The sequence below is a fragment of the Modestobacter marinus genome, assembly GCF_011758655.1.
Lineage (GTDB): Bacteria > Actinomycetota > Actinomycetes > Mycobacteriales > Geodermatophilaceae > Modestobacter > Modestobacter marinus.
This window is the reverse complement of the sequence record NZ_JAAMPA010000001.1, coordinates 3,135,508-3,153,983: the sequence shown is the minus strand read 5'-3', so window position 1 is coordinate 3,153,983 and position 18,476 is coordinate 3,135,508. Positions and strand designations below refer to the sequence as shown.

The 18,476-nt window shown below is 74.0% G+C and carries 15 protein-coding genes; 2 read left to right on the top strand and 13 right to left on the bottom strand.

The window, feature by feature from the left end:
• Positions 1-134 precede the first annotated feature (134 nt).
• From secG to uvrC, 9 genes are all read right to left on the bottom strand, one after another.
• The gene (secG, locus tag FB380_RS14800; protein ID WP_166755699.1) at positions 135-365 is read right to left on the bottom strand and encodes a preprotein translocase subunit SecG; all 231 of its coding nucleotides are present in this window, start codon (positions 363-365) and stop codon (positions 135-137) included.
• Between the two features lie 116 nt (positions 366-481).
• Entirely contained in the window at positions 482-2,182 is a 1,701-nt protein-coding gene (locus FB380_RS14795) for an ABC transporter substrate-binding protein (RefSeq protein WP_229681894.1), read from the bottom strand.
• Positions 2,183-2,305: 123 nt separating this feature from the next.
• Positions 2,306-3,115, bottom strand: a complete 810-nt coding sequence (gene tpiA, locus FB380_RS14790) for a triose-phosphate isomerase (protein ID WP_166755698.1) — start codon at positions 3,113-3,115, stop codon at positions 2,306-2,308.
• A 10-nt stretch (positions 3,116-3,125) separates the two neighbouring features.
• The gene (locus FB380_RS14785) at positions 3,126-4,319 is read right to left on the bottom strand and encodes a phosphoglycerate kinase (protein ID WP_166755697.1); all 1,194 of its coding nucleotides are present in this window, start codon (positions 4,317-4,319) and stop codon (positions 3,126-3,128) included.
• Positions 4,319-5,323: a type I glyceraldehyde-3-phosphate dehydrogenase gene (gene gap / locus FB380_RS14780; RefSeq protein ID WP_166755696.1), complete on the bottom strand. Its 1,005-nt coding sequence runs from the start codon at positions 5,321-5,323 to the stop codon at positions 4,319-4,321. Before gap ends, FB380_RS14785 begins: the two co-directional genes overlap by 1 nt.
• Before the next feature lie 324 nt (positions 5,324-5,647).
• Positions 5,648-6,628: a DNA-binding protein WhiA gene (gene whiA / locus FB380_RS14775; RefSeq protein WP_166755695.1), complete on the bottom strand. Its 981-nt coding sequence runs from the start codon at positions 6,626-6,628 to the stop codon at positions 5,648-5,650.
• Between the two features lie 73 nt (positions 6,629-6,701).
• Positions 6,702-7,655: a gluconeogenesis factor YvcK family protein gene (locus FB380_RS14770; RefSeq protein WP_166755694.1), complete on the bottom strand. Its 954-nt coding sequence runs from the start codon at positions 7,653-7,655 to the stop codon at positions 6,702-6,704.
• On the bottom strand, positions 7,655-8,590 hold the full coding sequence (gene rapZ, locus FB380_RS14765; RefSeq protein ID WP_166755693.1) for an RNase adapter RapZ: 936 nt from the start codon (positions 8,588-8,590) through the stop codon (positions 7,655-7,657). Before rapZ ends, FB380_RS14770 begins: the two co-directional genes overlap by 1 nt.
• Positions 8,587-10,641, bottom strand: coding sequence for an excinuclease ABC subunit UvrC (gene uvrC / locus FB380_RS14760; RefSeq protein WP_166755692.1), 2,055 nt, complete (start codon positions 10,639-10,641; stop codon positions 8,587-8,589). The genes rapZ and uvrC overlap by 4 nt, the downstream gene beginning before the upstream one ends.
• A 393-nt stretch (positions 10,642-11,034) precedes the next feature.
• On the opposite strand from uvrC, the gene FB380_RS14755 reads away from it, so the two are divergent.
• Positions 11,035-11,394 carry a hypothetical protein gene (locus FB380_RS14755; protein WP_166755691.1) on the top strand — a complete coding sequence of 120 codons (360 nt, stop codon included), beginning with the start codon at positions 11,035-11,037 and terminating at the stop codon, positions 11,392-11,394.
• Between the two features lie 32 nt (positions 11,395-11,426).
• Here the strand turns inward: FB380_RS14755 and FB380_RS14750 are convergent, their stop codons facing one another.
• The 3 genes from FB380_RS14750 to FB380_RS14740 form a co-directional block, all read right to left on the bottom strand.
• Positions 11,427-12,347, bottom strand: coding sequence for an alpha/beta fold hydrolase (locus FB380_RS14750; RefSeq protein WP_166755690.1), 921 nt, complete (start codon positions 12,345-12,347; stop codon positions 11,427-11,429).
• Between the two features lie 56 nt (positions 12,348-12,403).
• Positions 12,404-15,298, bottom strand: a complete 2,895-nt coding sequence (gene uvrA, locus FB380_RS14745; protein WP_166755689.1) for an excinuclease ABC subunit UvrA — start codon at positions 15,296-15,298, stop codon at positions 12,404-12,406.
• 186 nt (positions 15,299-15,484) lie between these two features.
• Positions 15,485-16,939: an amidase gene (locus tag FB380_RS14740; protein WP_229681893.1), complete on the bottom strand. Its 1,455-nt coding sequence runs from the start codon at positions 16,937-16,939 to the stop codon at positions 15,485-15,487.
• A gap of 47 nt (positions 16,940-16,986) precedes the next feature.
• On the opposite strand from FB380_RS14740, the gene FB380_RS14735 reads away from it, so the two are divergent.
• Positions 16,987-17,655 (top strand): MBL fold metallo-hydrolase, encoded by a 669-nt coding sequence (locus FB380_RS14735; RefSeq protein ID WP_166755688.1) that lies wholly within the window; start codon positions 16,987-16,989, stop codon positions 17,653-17,655.
• Positions 17,656-17,706: 51 nt separating this feature from the next.
• Here FB380_RS14735 and FB380_RS14730 read toward each other — a convergent pair whose 3' ends face one another.
• Positions 17,707-18,465, bottom strand: coding sequence for an SDR family NAD(P)-dependent oxidoreductase (locus tag FB380_RS14730; protein ID WP_166755687.1), 759 nt, complete (start codon positions 18,463-18,465; stop codon positions 17,707-17,709).
• Between the last annotated feature and the right edge of the window lie 11 nt (positions 18,466-18,476).

Here is an 18,476-nt window from a genome sequence, read left to right as displayed (position 1 = left end):
CTGTGTTCCGACACGACCCGGTTCCGCGATGGGATCGTTCGCATGCGTGCGTACCGGGAGAACCAGGACCACGCCGGTCCCGCGGGGGTGGACCACCCCTCCCCGGGCAGAGCCGACGAGGGAGAGGACGCGCCTCAGATCTTGAGCAGGATGCCGAGCGCCACGATGCAGACGGCCCACAGCACACCGGCGAAGACGGTCAGCCGGTTGAGGTTCTTCTCCACCACCGAGCTCCCGGACAGCTGGGAGGACACCGCGCCACCGAACATCGAGGACAGGCCGCCGCCCTTGCCGCGGTGCAGCAGGATGAGCACGATCAGCAGCAGGCTGGTGAGCACCAGCAGGACGTTGAGGAACAACTCCATCGTTCTTGGTCTCCTGTCCCGTACACACGGGTGGGTGGGCTCGCACCCGTCGGTCGGGGGCTCTCGACGGTCCAGCCTAACCGACGGGGCGCGGGGGCCGGCTCAGCCTGCGCCGGTCAGCGGACTCCGGCCGTCGCCACGTCGTAGCCCCCGTAGGGCTGCATGACCACGCCGTTGCGCAGCCGCTGGCCGGCCAGCAACTGCACCCGGTTCTCCACCAGCGGGACGTAGGCCGACGTCTCCTGCACCGCGTACCCGACCTGGCGCCAGGCGTCGGCGGCCGCGGCCGGGTCGGTCGCCGCCCGAGCGGTGTCCACCAGCCCGTTGACCGCCGGGTCGTCCAGGTGGGCGTAGTTCGTGTTGCCGACCCGGCGGATCGACCGCCCGTCGACCAGCGGGAGCAGGAAGGACGCCGAGGTCGGGAAGTCCGCGGTCCAGGTGGCCAGCACCATCCCGTAGCCCGCCGCGGTCACGGCGTCGGGGTTGCCGACGTCGGTCGCGTAGTAGGTGGCCGGGTCCAGCGGACGGACCTCGACGTCGATCTGCACCTCCGCCAGGTCGGCCGCGATGGCGTCGGCCACCTCGACGCTGGACGGCACGTCGGGCACGGCCAGCACGGTGCTGAAGCCGTCGGGCCGGCCGCACGCGGCCAGCGCCGCCCGGGCCGCGGCCAGGTCCGGCCGGGGGTCGGACTCCTCGGGGGCGCCGGCGACCGCGCGCGGCCAGAGCACCGAGGTCCGCACGGCGTTGCCGGCCCCCTGCAGGGCCTGCTGCACGGCCGAGCGGTCGACGGCGGCGGTCACCGCGGCCCGGCAGGACGGGTCGTCCATCGGGGCCACCGTCATCGGCAGCGCCAGCAGCCGCACCGTGCCGGTGGTGACGTCGTCGATCCGCCCGGCCAGGTCCTCGTCGTCCAGCCGGCTGGTGGTGGCCTGCTGCACGCCGGTCCCGGAGAGGTCCGCGTCGGCTGACCCGGCCAGCAGGGCCTGGTCCCGGGTCACACCGGACAGGCCGGTGCGCACGACCACCTGGTCCGGCAGGGCGGTGCGGACCTCGTCGGTGGCCGGGTCCCACTGCGGGTTGCGGGACAGCACGATCCCGGCCACCGGGTCCACCGAGGTGATCAGGTAGGGGCCGGAGCTGACCGGGCGGGCGCCGTAGTCGCCGGCGGTGTCGCTCTCCACCGGCACCGGGCTGCTCGAGGGAAGCGCCATGACGAAGGGGAAGTCCGGCGCCGGGCTGGTGAGCCGGAAGACGATCGTCCGGTCGTCGAGGGTCTCGATCGAGGCCAGCCCCAGCCGGTCGGCGGTCTCGTCCTGGTAGGGGCCGGCGTAGGGGTCCGCCGGGTCGTCGAGCAGGTCGACGACGTAGGTGGGCCCACCGACGACCACGTCGGAGGCGAAGGAACGCTCGATCCCGTACTTCACGTCGCGGGAGGTGATCGGCCGGCCGCTCTCGAACCGCACGCCCTCGCGCAGGGTGTACGTCCAGGTGCGGCCGCCGTCGGTGCTGGTGCCGAGGTCGGTGGCGAGGTCGGCGACCAGTTCGTCGGTGCTGCCGGGCTCGGCGGAGTAGGTGACCAGGGTGCGGGTGTACAGCCGCATCAGGTTCCACACCGACGGCATGTAGGAGCGTTGCGGGTCCAGGCTGTCGATCTCGCCGGTGACCAGCCGCAGGGTGCCGCCGGTCTCCGCCGAGGGGGCTCGCACGCCCTCGACGCCGCTGCCGGCCTCCGCCGCCACGGTCGGCACGCCGGCCACCCCGCTGTTGTCGCTGCCGCACCCGGTGAGCACCGCCAGGAGCGCGGTCAGGACCACGACGACGACCGACCGCCCTGCTCCCCGGGGGGTGCGCTGGGCGGCCGGTCGCCGTGTGGTGCCGTTCCTCAACTGCTGTGCCTCAACGTGGGTGCTGCTCCGCCCGGTCAGTGCCGGCGGCGGTCAGCTCCCACCGGCAGCGGTACGACAGATCTGTGCGAACTCGTCGGCGTCCAGGCTGGCCCCGCCGACGAGTGCACCGTCGACGTCCGGCCCGGCGAGGATGCCGCCGGTGCTGGCGGCCTTGACCGATCCCCCGTAGAGGATACGGATCGCGGCAGCCGTCTCCGGGCCGTGACGTTCGGCGAGCCGTGCCCGCAGCGCCCCACAGACCTCCTGCGCATCATCCGGCGTCGCCACCTCGCCGGTGCCGATCGCCCACACCGGTTCGTAGGCGACCACCAGCTCCTGGAGCTGCTCGGTGGGGATGCCCTCCAGCGCCCGGTCGAGCTGGTCGGTGCAGTGCGCGACGTGGGTGCCCGCCCGGCGGACGTCCAGCCCCTCCCCCACGCACAGGATCGGGACCAGGCCGTGCCGCAGCGCCGCCTGCACCTTGGCGGCGACCACCGCGTCGTCCTCACCGTGCAGCGTGCGCCGCTCGGAGTGGCCGACCAGCACGTACCGGCAGGCCAGCGCGGCGAGCATCGCCCCGCTGACCTCACCGGTGTAGGCGCCGGAGTCGTGCGCCGAGACGTCCTGCGCGCCGTACCCGATCTCCAGCTTGTCGCCGGCCACCAGCGTCTGCACGCTGCGCAGCGCGGTGAACGGCGGGACGACGACGACCTCGGCGTCCTCCAGCTGCGGCTCGGTCAGCGAGAAGGCCAGCTTCTGCACCAGCCCGATCGCCTCGAGGTGGGTCAGGTGCATCTTCCAGTTGCCCGCGATGAGCGGACGGCGGCCCTCCCGGGGCGGCCGGGGCTTGGTGCGTGCCATCGTCGCCCCCTCAGTCCGCGAGCACCGCGAGCCCGGGGAGCTCCCGGCCCTCGAGGTACTCCAGCGACGCGCCGCCGCCGGTGCTGATGTGACCGTAGGCCGCCTCGTCCAGTCCGAGCTGGCGCACGGAGGCCGCGGAGTCGCCGCCGCCGACGACGGAGAGCCCGTCGATCGCGCCGACGGCCTGGGCCACCCCACGGGTGCCGCCCTGGAAGGGGGCCAGCTCGAACACGCCCATCGGCCCGTTCCAGAACACGGTGCGCGCACCGGCGAGCGCCTCGGTGAAGAGCTCGACGCTCTTCGGCCCGATGTCCAGGCTCATCTCGTCGGCCGGGATCTCGGTGGCCGGCAGCACCCGGGTGGGCACGTCGGCGCTGAACTCCGGGGTGACGACGACGTCGACCGGCAGGACGATCCGGTCGCCGGCCTCGGCGAGCAGGCGCCGGCAGCTGTCGACCTGGTCGGCCTCCAGCAGCGACGTCCCGACCTCGTGGCCCTGGGCGGCCAGGAAGGTGTAGGTCATCCCGCCACCGATGAGCAGCCGGTCGACCTTGGGCAGCAGCGCCTCGATCACTCCGAGCTTGTCGCTGACCTTGGAGCCGCCGAGCACGACGACGTAGGGCCGCTCCGGGCTCTCGGTGAGCCGGGTGAGCACCTCCAGCTCGCGGGCGACCAGCCGGCCGGCCGCGTGCGGGAGACGCTCGGCGACGTCGAACACCGAGGCGTGCTTGCGGTGCACCGCGCCGAACGCGTCGTCGACGTAGAGCTCGGCGAGCCCGGCCAGCCGGTCGGCCAGCTCGCCGCGGACGGCGTCGTCCCTGCTGGTCTCGGCCGCCTCGAAGCGGACGTTCTCCAGCATCAGCACCTCGCCGTCGCCCAGCGCCGCGGCCTTCGCCGTGGCGTCGGGGCCGGCGACGTCGGTGGCCAGCGGCACCTCGGTGCCGAGCAGCTCACCGAGCCGGGCGGCGACCGGGGCCAGGGAGTACCGCGGGTCGGGCTCGCCCTTGGGGCGGCCCAGGTGCGCGGCGACGAGGACCCGGGCACCGGCCTCGCGGAGCGCGGTGATCGTGGGCAGGCTCGCCCGGATCCGGCCGTCGTCGGTGATCGCGCCGCTGTCCTTGTCGAGCGGGACGTTCAGGTCGGCGCGCAGCAGCACGCGCCGACCCGACACCCCGTCGGCGATGAGCTCGTCGACGGACCGCATCAGAGCTTGCTGCCGACCAGCACGACGGAGTCGACGAGGCGGTTGGAGTAGCCCCACTCGTTGTCGTACCAGCCGACGACCTTGACCTGGTTGCCGAACACCTTGGTCAGGCCGGCGTCGTAGATGCACGAGGCCGGGTCGGTGACGATGTCGGAGGAGACGATCGGCGCGTCGGTGTAGACCAGGTACGGCGCCAGCGGGCCGGCGGCCGCCGCCTTGTAGGCCTCGTCGACCTCCTCGACGGTGACCTCGCGGGACAGCGTGACGGTGAGGTCGGTGGCCGAGCCGGTCGGCACCGGGACGCGGAGGGCGTAGCCGTCGAGCTTGCCCTTCAGCTCCGGCAGCACCAGGCCGATCGCCTTGGCCGCACCGGTGGAGGTGGGGACGATGTTCAGCGCGGCGGCGCGGGCGCGGCGCATGTCCTTGTGCGGGCCGTCCTGCAGGTTCTGGTCGGCGGTGTAGGCGTGGATCGTGGTCATCAGGCCACGCTCGATGCCGAAGGCGTCGTTGAGCACCTTGGCCAGCGGGGCCAGGCAGTTGGTGGTGCAGGACGCGTTGCTGATGATCGTCTGCGAGCCGTCGTACTGCTCGTGGTTGACGCCCATGACGATCGTCAGGTCGTCGCCGGTGGCCGGCGCCGAGATGATGACCTTCTTGGCCCCACCGGCGTCGACGTGCTTGCGGGCGTCGTCGGCCTTGGTGAAGAAGCCGGTGGACTCGACGACGACGTCGACGCCCAGCTCGCCCCAGGGCAGGTTGGCCGGGTCGCGCTCGGCCAGCACCTTGATGGTGGCGCCGCCGACCTTGATGCCGTCACCGACGACCGAGACGTCCTCGGCGAGCTTGCCCAGGATGCTGTCGTACTTGAGCAGGTGCGCGAGCGTCTCGGGGGTGGTCAGGTCGTTGACCGCCACGACCTCGACGTCGGCCCCGCTGGCGGCGACCGCCCGATAGAAGTTGCGGCCGATCCGACCGAACCCGTTGATCCCGACCCGTACCGTCACTGTGGACCTCCCAGACCGTGTTGCCCAGCCGGGCCGGTCGGCCCAGCGGCGCCCGTGGGCCGTGCGTGCGCACGACCACATTCCGGGGACAGCCTATCGGCCCGCGGACCGGCGCCCGACCGCGCGTCCGGGCCGTTCCCGCTGCTCCGGAAGACGTCGCGGACGTCTCCACGGCCTCTCAGCGCGCTCGCCACCGGCAGTTCGGCGGCCGTTGGGCCACCCGTCCACCCGCCGTCACCGGGGACGACGGGGTCCGGCCCTGCGCCCCGGCCGCCGGCAACGGCCCGGACCCCGTGGCCGGCCGGCTGCGGAGGGTCGGCCGGGCTACTGGGCCAGCATGTCGTCGGTGACCACGGACTCGGTGTCCGGGATGCCGAGGTCCTTGGCCCGCTTGTCCGCCATCGCCAGGAGACGCCGTATGCGCCCGGCAACGGCGTCCTTGGTCATCGGCGGGTCGGCGCGCTGACCGAGCTCCTCCAGCGACGCCTGACCGAACTCCAGCCGCAGCCGCCCGGCGACGAGCAGGTGCTCGGGCGCCTCGTCGGCCAGGATCTCCAGGGCCCGCTCGACCCGGGCGCTCGCCGCGACCGCCGCCCGCGCCGAGCGGCGCAGGTTGGCGTCGTCGAAGTTGGCCAGCCGGTTGGCCGTGGCGCGGACCTCGCGGCGCATCCGCCGCTCCTCCCAGGCCAGGACGGCGTCGTGGGCGCCCATCCGGGTCAGCAGCGCGCCGATCGCGTCGCCGTCCCGCACGACCACCCGGTCGGTGCCGCGCACCTCACGGGCCTTGGCCGCGATGCCCAGCCGGCGGGCGGCACCGACCAGCGCCATCGCCGCCTCGGGCCCGGGGCAGGTGACCTCCAGGGACGACGAGCGCCCCGGCTCGGTCAGCGACCCGTGCGCCAGGAAGGCACCGCGCCACGCCGCCTCGGCGTCACCGATCCCGCCGGAGACCACCGACGGCGGCAGGCCCCGGACCGGCCGGCCCCGCTGGTCGACCAGCCCGGTCTGCCGGGCCAGGCCCTCGCCGTGCTTGGCGATCCGGACCAGGTAGCGCACCCCCCGGCGGATGTTGCCGCCGGCCAGCACGCTCACGCCGCTGGTGTAGCCGTACACCTCGCTGATGTCCCGGCGGAGTCGCCGGGCCACCGAACCGGTGTCCAACTCGGCCTCGATGACCACCCGGCCACCCACGATGTGCAGACCCCCGGAGAAGCGCAGGAGGGCCGTCACCTCGGCCTTGCGCTCGGATGTCCTCGTGCACTCCACGCGGGAGAGCTCGTCCTTCACCATCGCCGTCATCGCCATCAGCGGTGTTCCCTTCCCCCTGTGTGCCGGCCGGTGTCACGGTCGTCCCCGTGTCCGGCCACTGCCCTCCCGGTCACCGCGCGCCGACCACGGAGGCCAGCGCGGCGGCGAGCCGGGAGGGGTCGTGCTGTGGTGTCCCGTCGGGTGCAGCCACCGGTGCGAGCACCAGTTCTGCACCACATGCCTGCACAGCAGACAGCAGACCACGCCGGTCAACAACCGCAGCGGTGTCCGCGATCACCGTGTGCAGCGACACGCCCCCGAGATGGGCCAGCAGGACGCGCAGGTGCTCCTCGGGCGAGAAGCCGTCGGTCTCGCCCGCCTGCGGCTCCAGGTTGAGCACCACGACCACCCGCGCCGTGGTCTCCGCCAGTGCCGTCCGCAGCCGCGGGACCAGCAGGTGCGGCAGCACGGAGGTGTACCAGGACCCCGGCCCGAGGCTGACCACGTCGGCCTCCGCGATCGCCGTCAGCACCTCCGGGGGGACCGGGGGGTCGGCCGGGGAGACCCGGATGTCCTCGACGTGCCCGGGGGTGGACGCGATCGCCACCTGGCCCCGGATCCGCCGGGTCTCCTGCGGGTCGTCCGGGTCGACGCTGGCCACCGTGGCCACCAGGTCCAGCGGCACCTCGGCCATCGGCAGCACCCGGCCCTGCGTCCCGAGCAGCTCCTCGAGGACGCCGAGGGCCCGCACGGCGTCGCCGCCGTGCATCTCGGTCAGGCCGGTCAGCATCAGGTTGCCGACCGGGTGACCGGCGAGCACCCCGCTGCCACCGAAGCGGTGCTGGAGCAGGTCGGCCATCTGCTGGGTGCGCGGGGACTCCCCGGCCAGTGCGGCCAGCGCCATCCGCAGGTCGCCGGGGGGCAGCACCGGCATCTCGCGGCGGATCAGCCCCGAGGAGCCGCCGTCGTCGGCGACGGTGACCACCGCGGTCAGCTCCGCGGTGAGCCGTCGCCAGGCGGCCAGGGCGGCGGCCAGCCCGTGGCCGCCGCCGAGGGCGACGACCCGCAGGCCGGGGGTCTCCACTACTCGCGCCCCAGGTCGCGGTGGCGGGCGGTCGCCGGGACTCCCTCGGCGTTGAGCCGGCGGGCGAACTCCTCGGCGATGGCGACGCTGCGGTGCTTCCCGCCGGTGCACCCCACGGCCAGGGTCAGGTAGCGCTTGCCCTCGCGCCGGTAGCCGGGCAGCAGCAGCCGGAGCACCTCGCTGTACCGGTCGAGGAAGGCCCCGGCGTCGTCCTGGGCGAGCACGTAGTCGCGCACCTCGGGGTCCCGGCCGGTCATCGGACGGAGCTCCGGGACCCAGTGCGGGTTGGGCAGGAACCGGGCGTCGACGACGAGGTCGGCGTCCAGCGGCAGGCCGTACTTGAAGCCGAAGCTCAGCACGGTCGCGACCACCTCGGGGAGCTCGCCGTCCGGCACGAACGACGCCTCGAGGGTGGCGCGCAGCTGGTGCACGTTGAGGTCGCTGGTGTCGATCCACAGGTCGGCGTCACCGGCGATGCCGGTGAGCAGCTCCCGCTCGGTGTCGATGCCGTCGATCAGCCGGCCGCTGCCCTGCAGGGGGTGCTCGCGCCGCACCGACTCGTAGCGCCGGATCAGCACCTCGTTGCGGGCGTGCACGTACACGACGCGCGGGCGGTGCCCGGCGTCGGCGAGCTGCCGGATGGACTCCTGCAGGTCGCTGGAGAAGGCCCGGCTGCGCACGTCGACGACGGCGGCGAACCTGCGCAGGTCGCCGCGGGCGCCCAACTCGACCATCGGCTGGAGCAGGGCCGGGGGCAGGTTGTCGACCACGAAGAAGCCGAGGTCCTCCAGCACGCGGCCGGCGCTGTTCTTGCCCGCGCCGGACAGCCCCGTCACGACCACGACGTCCAGCGGGGCGAGCTCGGTGCTCGACCCGTCGGCCGCCGGCGGGACGTCGCTCTGCGGACCGGCCGCAGCCGCCTGACCGGCGGTCATGCCGGCTGCCCGGCGGCGGGGTGGACCCGGCCGATCTCGGCGGTCCCGCCGGCGTCCGGCCCGCGCACCGGCGCCGCGGCGGCCGGCGGCTCCAGCTCGACGGCGTCCTCGGCGACCGCGTCGGGCGACGCCCCGGCGGCCACCGGCTCGGCGACGGCGGCGAGCACCGCCTCGGCCGTGCGCCGGCCGATGCCGGGCACCGCCGTGAGCTCCTCCACCGAGGCCGCACGCAGCCGCTTGAGGGATCCGAACTGCTTCATCAGCGCCTTCCGCCGGGTGTCGCCGAGCCCCGGGACGTCGTCCAGGAGCGAGACCAACATGGTGCTGGATCGCTTCTGCCGGTGGTAGGTGATGGCGAACCGGTGCGCCTCGTCGCGGACCCGCTGCAGCAGGTAGAGGGCCTCGGAGGTGCGCGGCAGGATGACCGGGTCGGGGTCGTCGGGCAGCCAGACCTCCTCCATCCGCTTGGCCAGGCCGCAGACGGCGACGTCGACGATGCCCAGCTCGGCCAGCGAGCGGCTGGCCGCGGCCACCTGCGGGGCGCCGCCGTCGACGACCAGCAGGTTCGGCGGGTAGGCGAACCGGCGCGGCCGGCCCTCCTCCGCGGCGACGCCCTGCTCGTCCTTGCGGTCCTGCTCCTCCTTGAGGTGCCGGGCGAACCGGCGCCGCACGACCTCGGCCATCGCCGCGGTGTCGTCGGTGCCCTGGGCCACGGAGAAGCGCCGGTAGTCGGCCTTCTTGGCCATGCCGTCCTCGAAGACGACCATGCTGGCGACCACGTTGGTGCCCTGCACGTGGGAGATGTCGATGCACTCGATCCGCAGCGGCGCGTCGGGCAGGTCGAGGGCCTCCTGGATCTCCGACAGCGCCAACGAGCGGGCGGTGAGGTCGCTGGCCCGCTTCACCCGGTGCCGGGCGAAGGACTCCTTGGCGTTGCGCTCGACGGTCTCCATCAGGCTGCGCTTGTCGCCGCGCTGCGGCACCCGCAGCGACACCCGGGAGCCGCGCAGCTCGGTGAGCAGCTCGGCGTAGACCTCGGCGTCGTCGGGCAGCTCGGGCACGAGCACCTCGCGGGGCACGGACTCCCCCACCTCACCGACGCCGGTCTCCTCGTCGACCCCGCCGTAGACCTGCAGCAGGAACTGCTCGACCAGCTGGCCGGTGGTGACGTCCTCGACCTTGTCGATGATCCAGCCGCGCTGCCCGCGCACCCGGCCGCCGCGGACGTGGAACACCTGGACCGCGGCCTCCAGCTCGTCCTGGGCGAAGGCGACGACGTCGGCGTCGGTGCCGTCCCCGAGCACGACGGCCTGCTTCTCCAGGGCCCGGCGCAGCGCGCCGAGGTCGTCGCGCAGCCGGGCGGCCCGCTCGTAGTTCATCTCCTCGGCGGCCTCGGTCATCTGCCGCTCGAGCCGGCGGATCATCTGCTCGGTGCGGCCGCCCATGAAGTCGCAGAAGTCGTCGACGATCTCCCGGTGCTCCTCGGCGCTGACCCGGCCGACGCAGGGGGCCGCGCACTTGCCGATGTAGCCGAGCAGGCACGGCCGGCCGATCTGGGCGGCGCGCTTGAAGACGCCGTTGGAGCAGGTACGGGCCGGGAAGACGCGGGTGAGCGTGTCGACCGTCTCGCGGATCGCCCAGGCGTGCGCGTAGGGGCCGAAGTACCGGACCCCCTTGCGCTTGGGGCCGCGCATGACCTGCAGCCGCGGGAACTCCTCGTTCAGCGTCACGGCGAGGCTGGGGTAGCTCTTGTCGTCCCGGTACCGGACGTTGAACCGGGGGTCGAACTCCTTGATCCAGTTGTACTCGAGCTGGAGGGCCTCGACCTCGGTGCCGACGACGGTCCACTCGACGCTGGCTGCGGTGGTGACCATCTGCCGCGTGCGCGGGTGCAGGCCCCAGACGTCGGCGAAGTAGCTGTTCAGCCGCTGCCGGAGGCTCTTGGCCTTGCCGACGTAGATGACCCGGCCGGCCGGGTCACGGAACTTGTAGACCCCGGGGCTCTCCGGGATGCTGCCGACCGCCGGTCGGTACGTGGACGGGTCGGGCATGCCGTCCAGGTTAGGTCGGCACACCGACAGTCCGTCGGCCGCCACACCCCCACCGCGGCGCACGTCCCCCACCGGCCCGCTGACCTGCGACGGGCCCGTCAGGCCGCCCACCGCCCCGCCTGTGGACGACGCGGCCCGACCCCGGCTGGAGCTGTCAGGGTGGCCGGGTCAGCGACCGAGGACGGACGGGGTGGGCATGCGCGGGACGACGAGCAGCGAGCGGGACGGCGTGCTGGTGGCCGACCGCTGGGGCGGGCACTGGCGGGTCAGCTGTCACCGCGCGGGGGTGCTGCCGTCGCCCGCCACGCCGCCGGACGGCGGGGCGGTCGGCCGGTTGCTGCTGCCCCGCGGTGCCGCGGCCGACGTGCCTCCGAGCTGCCCCGGGCCAGCTGGGTGCTGGGCCGCTCGGCGCGCTGGCAGGGCCCGTGGGCACCCGGCGCGAGCGAGGACCCGCTCCGGGACGAGACGCTGGCGGTCCGCAACGCGCTCGCGGTGACCGCCGGTGGGCCGGCCGCCGGGGGCGCGCTGCTGTGGGCCAGGCGGGTGCTGCGGACGGCACGACAGGAGCGCACGCACCCGTGGCTGGTGCAGCTGTCCAGCGCCGACGGCACCGACCGCTGGGCGACCTGGGTGGTCGCCGGCCCGGAGGCCGCCGAGGCCGCGGTGACCGACGTGGTCGGAGCCGTGGGGGCGGGCCGACTGCCGGAGCCGGTCGGCGCGCGCCTGCTGGACGTCCGGGACAGTCCGCGCTGAGCCGGGCCGCCCTCGGAGACGGCCCGGCGGGCTCAGCCGGCCAGGCGGTCGTCCAGCCAGCCGAGCAGGTCGGCGACGACCTCGTCCCGGTTGGTCTCGTTGAAGACCTCGTGCCGCGCCTCCGGGTACACACGCTGGTCGACCGGCAGGCCGCGGGCCCGGAGCAGCTCGGCCAGCGCGGTGACCTGACCGGCGTCCTGGCCCCCGACCGGGTCGTGCTGCCCGGACAGCAGCAGCACGGGCAGTGACCCGGGCAGCCCGGCGACCCCCTCGGGGCTGGCGGCGCGGACCGACATGCCGAAGACCCCGGCCGCGTAGCCGTGGGTCAGCGGCACCTGGTCGCCGGCGAGCGGGTCGGCCAGGTAGGCATCGACCTCGGCCGGGTCACGGGACAGCCAGTCGTAGGGGGTGCGGGCGGGTTCGAACGGCTCGTTGAAGGCACCGAGCGCGTCCAGCGGCTGGTCCCCCAGCCCGGCGGCCACCACACCGTCCAGCGCGGCCACCGTCTCGGCCAGCTGCGGCGAGACCCCGATCGGACCCGACAGCACCAGCCCGGTGAGCCCGGCGCCGTCCCGCTCCGCGCTGGCCAGGGCGACGATCGAGCCCATCGAGTGGCCCAGCAGCACCCGGGGCAGGCCCGGGTGCTCCTCGGCGGCGAGCCGGTGCAGGGCCTCGACGTCATCGAGGAGACCGTCGGCTCCGGCCGGCCCGAACCGGCCGGCGCCGGTGGCCTCGGCGGTGCGGCCGTGCCCGCGCAGGTCCATGGCGTAGACGGCCAGGCCCCGCTCGGTGAGCGCGCCGGCCAGCCGCTCGTAGCGACCGGAGTGCTCGGAGGCCCCGTGGACCACCTGCAGGGTCGCGCGGACCTCGCCGGCGGGCAGCCAGCGCCGGTAGGGGACGGCCACCCCGTCGGGGCGCGGGAGCACGGGCAGGTCGCCGGACGTCGTCGTCACGGATGGTCCTCTCGGTCGGGAGCGCACGGGGCGGCCGGAGCCGCCCCGTGCACCGGTCAGCTGGCCTTCTTCCGGGTCTTCTTCTTCGCACCGGCGGCCGCCGCCGCGATGGCCTCCGGGTCGAGGATCCCGGCGAGGAACCGGCCGGTGTGGCTCTCCGGCACCGTGGCGACGAGCTCCGGCGTCCCCTCGGCGACGACCTGCCCGCCGCGGAACCCGCCCTCGGGGCCCATGTCGATGAGCCAGTCGGCGCTCTTGATCACGTCGAGGTTGTGCTCGATGACGATGACCGAGTTGCCCTTGTCGACCAGCCCCTGGATCACCTGCAGCAGCTTGTTGATGTCCTCGAAGTGCAGCCCGGTCGTGGGCTCGTCGAGGACGTAGATCGTGCGGCCGTTGGAGCGCTTCTGCAGCTCGCTGGCGAGCTTGACCCGCTGCGCCTCACCACCGGACAGCGTGGTGGCCGGCTGCCCGAGCCGGACGTAGCCCAGCCCGACGTCGGTGAGGGTGCGCATGTACCGGGCGATCGCCGGGATGGCCGCGAAGAAGTCCGCGGCCTCCTCGATCGGCATGTTGAGCACCTCGGCGACCGTCTTGCCCTTGTAGTGCACCTCGAGAGTCTCCCGGTTGAACCGGGCCCCCTTGCAGACCTCGCAGGGCACGTAGACGTCGGGCAGGAAGTTCATCTCGATCTTCAGCGTGCCGTCACCGGAGCACGCCTCGCAGCGCCCGCCCTTGACGTTGAAGGAGAACCGGCCCGGCTGGTAGCCGCGGACCTTCGCCTCCGAGGTGCTGGCGAAGAGCTTGCGGACGTGGTCCCAGACCCCGGTGTAGGTGGCCGGGTTGGACCGCGGGGTGCGGCCGATCGGCGACTGGTCGACGCCGACGACCTTGTCCAGCTGGTCCAGGCCGGTGATGGTGCGGTGCCGGCCGGGCACCATCCGTGCGCGGTTCAGCTCGTTGGCCAGGGTCGTGTAGAGGATGTCGTTGACCAGGCTGGACTTGCCCGAGCCGGAGACACCGGTGACGGCGACCAGCATGCCCAGCGGGAACGCCACGTCGATGCCACGCAGGGTGTTCTCCCGGGCGCCCTTCACGACCAGCTCGCGCCCTGCCGTCCGTTCCCGGCGAATGGCCGGGACGGTGATCTCCCGGCGGCCGGAGAGGTACGCCCCGGTGACCGAACGCTCGCTGGCCAGCAGCTCGTCGAGCGTGCCGCTGACGACGACCTCGCCGCCGTGCTCACCGGCACCAGGGCCGATGTCGACGATCCAGTCGGCCTGCTTGATGGTGTCCTCGTCGTGCTCGACGACGATCAGCGTGTTGCCCATGTCGCGCAGCCGCACGAGCGTCTCGATCAGCCGCACGTTGTCGCGCTGGTGCAGCCCGATCGAGGGCTCGTCGAGCACGTAGAGGACGCCGACCAGCCCGGAGCCGATCTGGGTGGCCAGCCGGATCCGCTGCGCCTCACCACCGGCCAGGGTGGCGGCCGGCCGGTCGAGGGACAGGTAGTCGAGGCCGACGTCGACGAGGAAGGACAGCCGGGCCTGGATCTCGCGGAGCACCCGGTCGGCGATGGCCCGCTCGCGCTCGCCGAGCTCGAGGGCGTTGAGCCACTCCGACGCCTCGCCGATGGACAGTCCGGTGACCTCGGCGATCGACCGGCCCATCATCTTGACGGCGAGGATCTCCGGCTTGAGCCGGGTGCCGTGACAGACGGGGCAGGGCACGTCCCGCATGTAGCCCTCGTACTTGTCCTTCATGAACTCGCTGTCGGTGTCCTCGTGGCGGCGCTCGAGGAAGGGCAGCACGCCCTCGAAGGCGGCGTAGTAGCTGCGCTCGCGGCCGTAGCGGTTCTTGTAGCGGACGTGCACCTGGTCCGGGGAACCGTGCAGCACCGCCTTCTGCACCTTCGCCGGCAGCTCCTCCCAGGGCGTGTTCATGGAGAAGCCGATCATGTCGGCGAGCCCGCCGAGCAGGCGCTGGAAGTACTCGTTGCTCATCGAGCCCGCCCAGGGGGCGATCGCTCCCTCACCGAGGCTCTTGCCCGGGTCGGGGACCACGAGGTCGGGGTCGACCTCCTTGCGGGTGCCGATGCCCGTGCACTCGGGGCAGGCGCCGAAGGGCGAGTTGAACGAGAACGACCGGGGCTCGAGCGCCTCGAAGGAGAGCCCGTCGTCGATGCAGGCGAGGTGCTCGGAGAAGGTCCGCTCGCGGTGCGGGTCGTCCTCGGGGAGGTCGACGAAGTCGAGCACCACGAGGCCGCCGGCGAGGCCGAGGGCCGTCTCGACCGAGTCGGTCAGCCGCCGCTTGGCGTTCTCCTTGACCGTCAGCCGGTCGACGATCACCTCGATCGTGTGCTTCTCCTGCTTCTTGAGCGTCGGCGGCTCGGTCAGCGGGTGGATGGTGCCGTCGACCCGCACCCGGGAGAAGCCCTGGGTCTGCAGCGAGCTGAACAGGTCGACGTACTCGCCCTTGCGCGCCCGCACGACCGGGGCGAGGACCTGGAACCGGGTGCCCTCCTCCATCGCGAGCACCTGGTCGACGATCTGCTGCGGGGTCTGCCGGGAGATCGGCTTGCCGCAGTTGGGACAGTGCGGCTGGCCGGCGCGGGCGTAGAGCAGCCGCAGGTAGTCGTAGACCTCGGTGATCGTGCCGACCGTCGACCGCGGGTTGCGGTTGGTCGACTTCTGGTCGATCGACACCGCCGGCGACAGGCCCTCGATGAAGTCGACGTCCGGCTTGTCCATCTGGCCGAGGAACTGGCGGGCGTAGGCCGACAGCGACTCGACGTACCGGCGCTGGCCCTCGGCGAAGATCGTGTCGAAGGCCAGGCTGGACTTGCCCGAGCCGGAGAGCCCCGTGAACACGATCATCGCGTCGCGGGGCAGGTCGAGGTGGACGTCCTTGAGGTTGTGCTCTCGGGCGCCGCGGACGACGAGCCGGTCCATGTGATCCCTGTCATTCGCAGTGGTTCGGTGCTGGTCCGGTCGCGGGGCGGCGGAGACCAGTGGTGCGGGGCCGAGCTGGGGGCCGGTGCGGTGCATCACCCGGTGGAACGGTGGCCCGTCGGACGGGCTTCCCGGACCGGGTGTCGGCTGGGTCTCCCCCACCGCGGACCGGGCGACCCTGGCCGGTCAGCCGGCGGGTTCGCCGACTCCTCCGGCCGGGTCGAAGACCGGCGCGTGCCGGCGCCAGGGCAGCCGGCCCTCCAGCTCCCCGGCCAGCCAGAGTAGCCGCGTCTCGGCACCGGCCGGGCCGACGAACTGGACCGAGCTGGGGAGCCCCTCCCGGCCGGGGCCGGCCGGCAGCACGAGCGCGGGCAGGCCGGCGACGTTCCACGCCGACGTCCACGGCGCCCAGCGGGCGTTGGCCGTGATGTTGGCCAGGAAACCCCGCTCGTGCCACGGCCGGGCGGGCAGCGGCGGGCCGGAGACGACCGGGCTGAGCAGCACGTCGACGTCTGCGAAGTAGCCGGCCATCCGGGCCCGGAACGCCGCCGCCGTCTGCGGCCGGACCAGGCCGGCCCGGCGCACCCAGCGGCCCAGCCGGGCGTGGGTGCGGCTGCGCGGCTCGAGCGCCTGCCGGTCGAGCCCGAGGGCCTCGGCGTCGGAGTCGGCGCCGGCCAGCCACCGGGTGATGGTGCCCAGCGCCGCGGCCGGGGTGATCACCGGTTCCTTCTCGACCACCACGTGCCCGGCCGCCCGCAGCTCGGCGATCACGACGTCCAGCGCCGCACGGCCGGCGGCGTCCAGCCGGACGCCGGGCACGGGCGACCGGGTCGACACCGCGACCCGCAGCGGGCCGACCGGCGCTGCCGGCGTGGCCGGCTCGGTGCCGGCCAGCACCGCGAAGCCGACGGCCAGGTCGGCGACGGTGGTGGCCAGCACGCCGTTCTCGGCCATGCCGGACCAGCTGTCCGCACCGATCTGGGCCGGGACCACGCCGGAGCCGGGCTTGAGCGTGACCAGCCCGCACGCGGCGGCGGGCAGACGGAGGGAGCCCATGCCGTCGTTGCCCTGGGCCAGCGGGACGACGCCGGCGGCCACCGCGGCAGCGCTGCCACCGGAGGAGCCGGCGGCCGAGCGTGCGGTGTCCCAGGGGTTGCGGGTGACCGTGCCCGCGCCGTCGGTGGCGCTGTAGAGGCAGAGCTCCGGCACCCGGGTGATGCCGACGACGACCGCACCCGCCGCCCGCAGCCGGGCGACCACCGGGTGGTCGGCGGCCGCCGGCGCCGGCAGGTGGGCCCGTGACCCGTCGGTGACCACCTCGCCGGCCACCGCGACGTTGTCCTTCACCGCGATCGGGACACCGGCCAGGGGCAGCCGGGACCGGTCGGGGTGGGCGTCGACCGCGGCGGCCTCGGCCAGTGCTGCCTCGGTGCGGACCACCCGGAAGGCCCCGACCCGCGCCTCGACGGCGGCCAGGTGCCGCAGATGGGCCCGGACGACGTCGACCGCGGAGAGCTCACCCGCGCGGACCCCGGCGGCCAGCTCGGTCGCCGGCAGACCGACGACCCCGTCGAGCATCCCCTCCCCGGACCCCACCCCGACCGGCACACCGGAGGGCCCGGAACCTGCACTAGCGTCCATGCCGACGAACCTAGACGGCGGCACCGACAGTCTCAGACGGGAGCGGGATGACCGGCCAGGCGTACACCGGGGACGTGCAGGTCGGTGGCCCCGCCGACGTCCGTGAGCTCCCGGGGCTGACGATCCGCAAGCTGGCCGTGAGCGAGATGGCGAACAACGTCTACCTGCTCACCAGCACCGCCACCGGGGAGTCGCTGCTCGTCGACGCGGCCGCCGAGCCGGCGGCGCTGCTCGAGCTCATCGGCGACGCCGACGTCCGCACGGTGGTGACCACGCACGGGCACTGGGACCACCACCGCGCGCTCCCGGAGGTGGTGCGGGCGACCGGCGCGGACACCGTCGCCCACCCGGCCGACGCGGCCGACCTGCCGGTGCCGGTGACCCGCCCGGTGCAGCACGGGGACACCGTCCCGGTCGGTGACCAGCTGCTGGAGGTCGTGCACCTGCGCGGGCACACCCCCGGCAGCATCGCGCTGGTGTGGCGCGGCCCCGCGGGCGCCGGCACCCACGTCTTCACCGGCGACAGCCTGTTCCCCGGCGGCGTCGGCAACACCCGGTCCGACGCGGCCCGGTTCACCAGCCTGGTCGACGACGTGGAGAGCCGGCTGTTCGGCGAGCTGCCCGACGACACCTGGGTCTACCCGGGCCACGGCGCGGACACGACGATCGGCGCGGAGCGACCGAACCTGCCGGAGTGGCGCGCCCGCGGCTGGTGAGCACGGCTCGGCCGCCGACCCGGCGTGCTGACCGGGGCCTGATGCCGCGGGTCAGAGCTGGATCCCGCGGGTCAGCGCGCCGTCCACGACCAGGTTGGTGCCGGAGATCCGGCTGGCGACCGGGCTGCTCAGGAAGACGACCGCCCGGGCCGACTCCTCCGGCGTGCCCATCTGCCCGGTCGGGTTCAGGCCCAGCGCGGTGCTGAAGAGCTCCGCGTCGCCCTGCTCGATCTGCTGCCAGACGCCGCCGGCGAAGTACGTGTTCCCCGGGGAGACGACGTTGGCCCGCACCCGGCCGGCCAGCTGGAGGGCCAACCCGGAGACGTACCCGACGATGGCCGTCTTCATCGTCCCGTACGGGCCGGAGGCGAAGTCGGCCTCCCGCCCCGAGACGCTGGAGACCGCGACGACGGACCCGTGGGCGCTGGCCTCCAGGTGCGGCAGGGCGGCCTGCACCAGGCGCACGGTGTGCATGAGGTCGACCTCGAAGGAGGTGTACCAGTTCTCCTCGGTGTCCGGGATGGCGAGCGCGCTGACGTTGGCCACGACGGCGTCCAGACCGCCCAGCCGCCCGGCCGCCGCCGCCACCCACCCGGCCAGCGCCGCACCGTCCCGGACGTCGAGCTGCACGCCGCGCACACCCGGGCCGCGACCGGCGAGCGCCTTCTCGGTCGACTCGATCTCGCCGGCATCGCGCGCGCAGAACTCGACGGCCGCCCCCTCGTCGGCGAACGCCTCGACGGTCGCGCGCCCGATGCCACGCGTGCCACCGGTGACGAGCACGCGGGAGCCGGCCAGCTGCAGGTCCATGATCGGTCCGA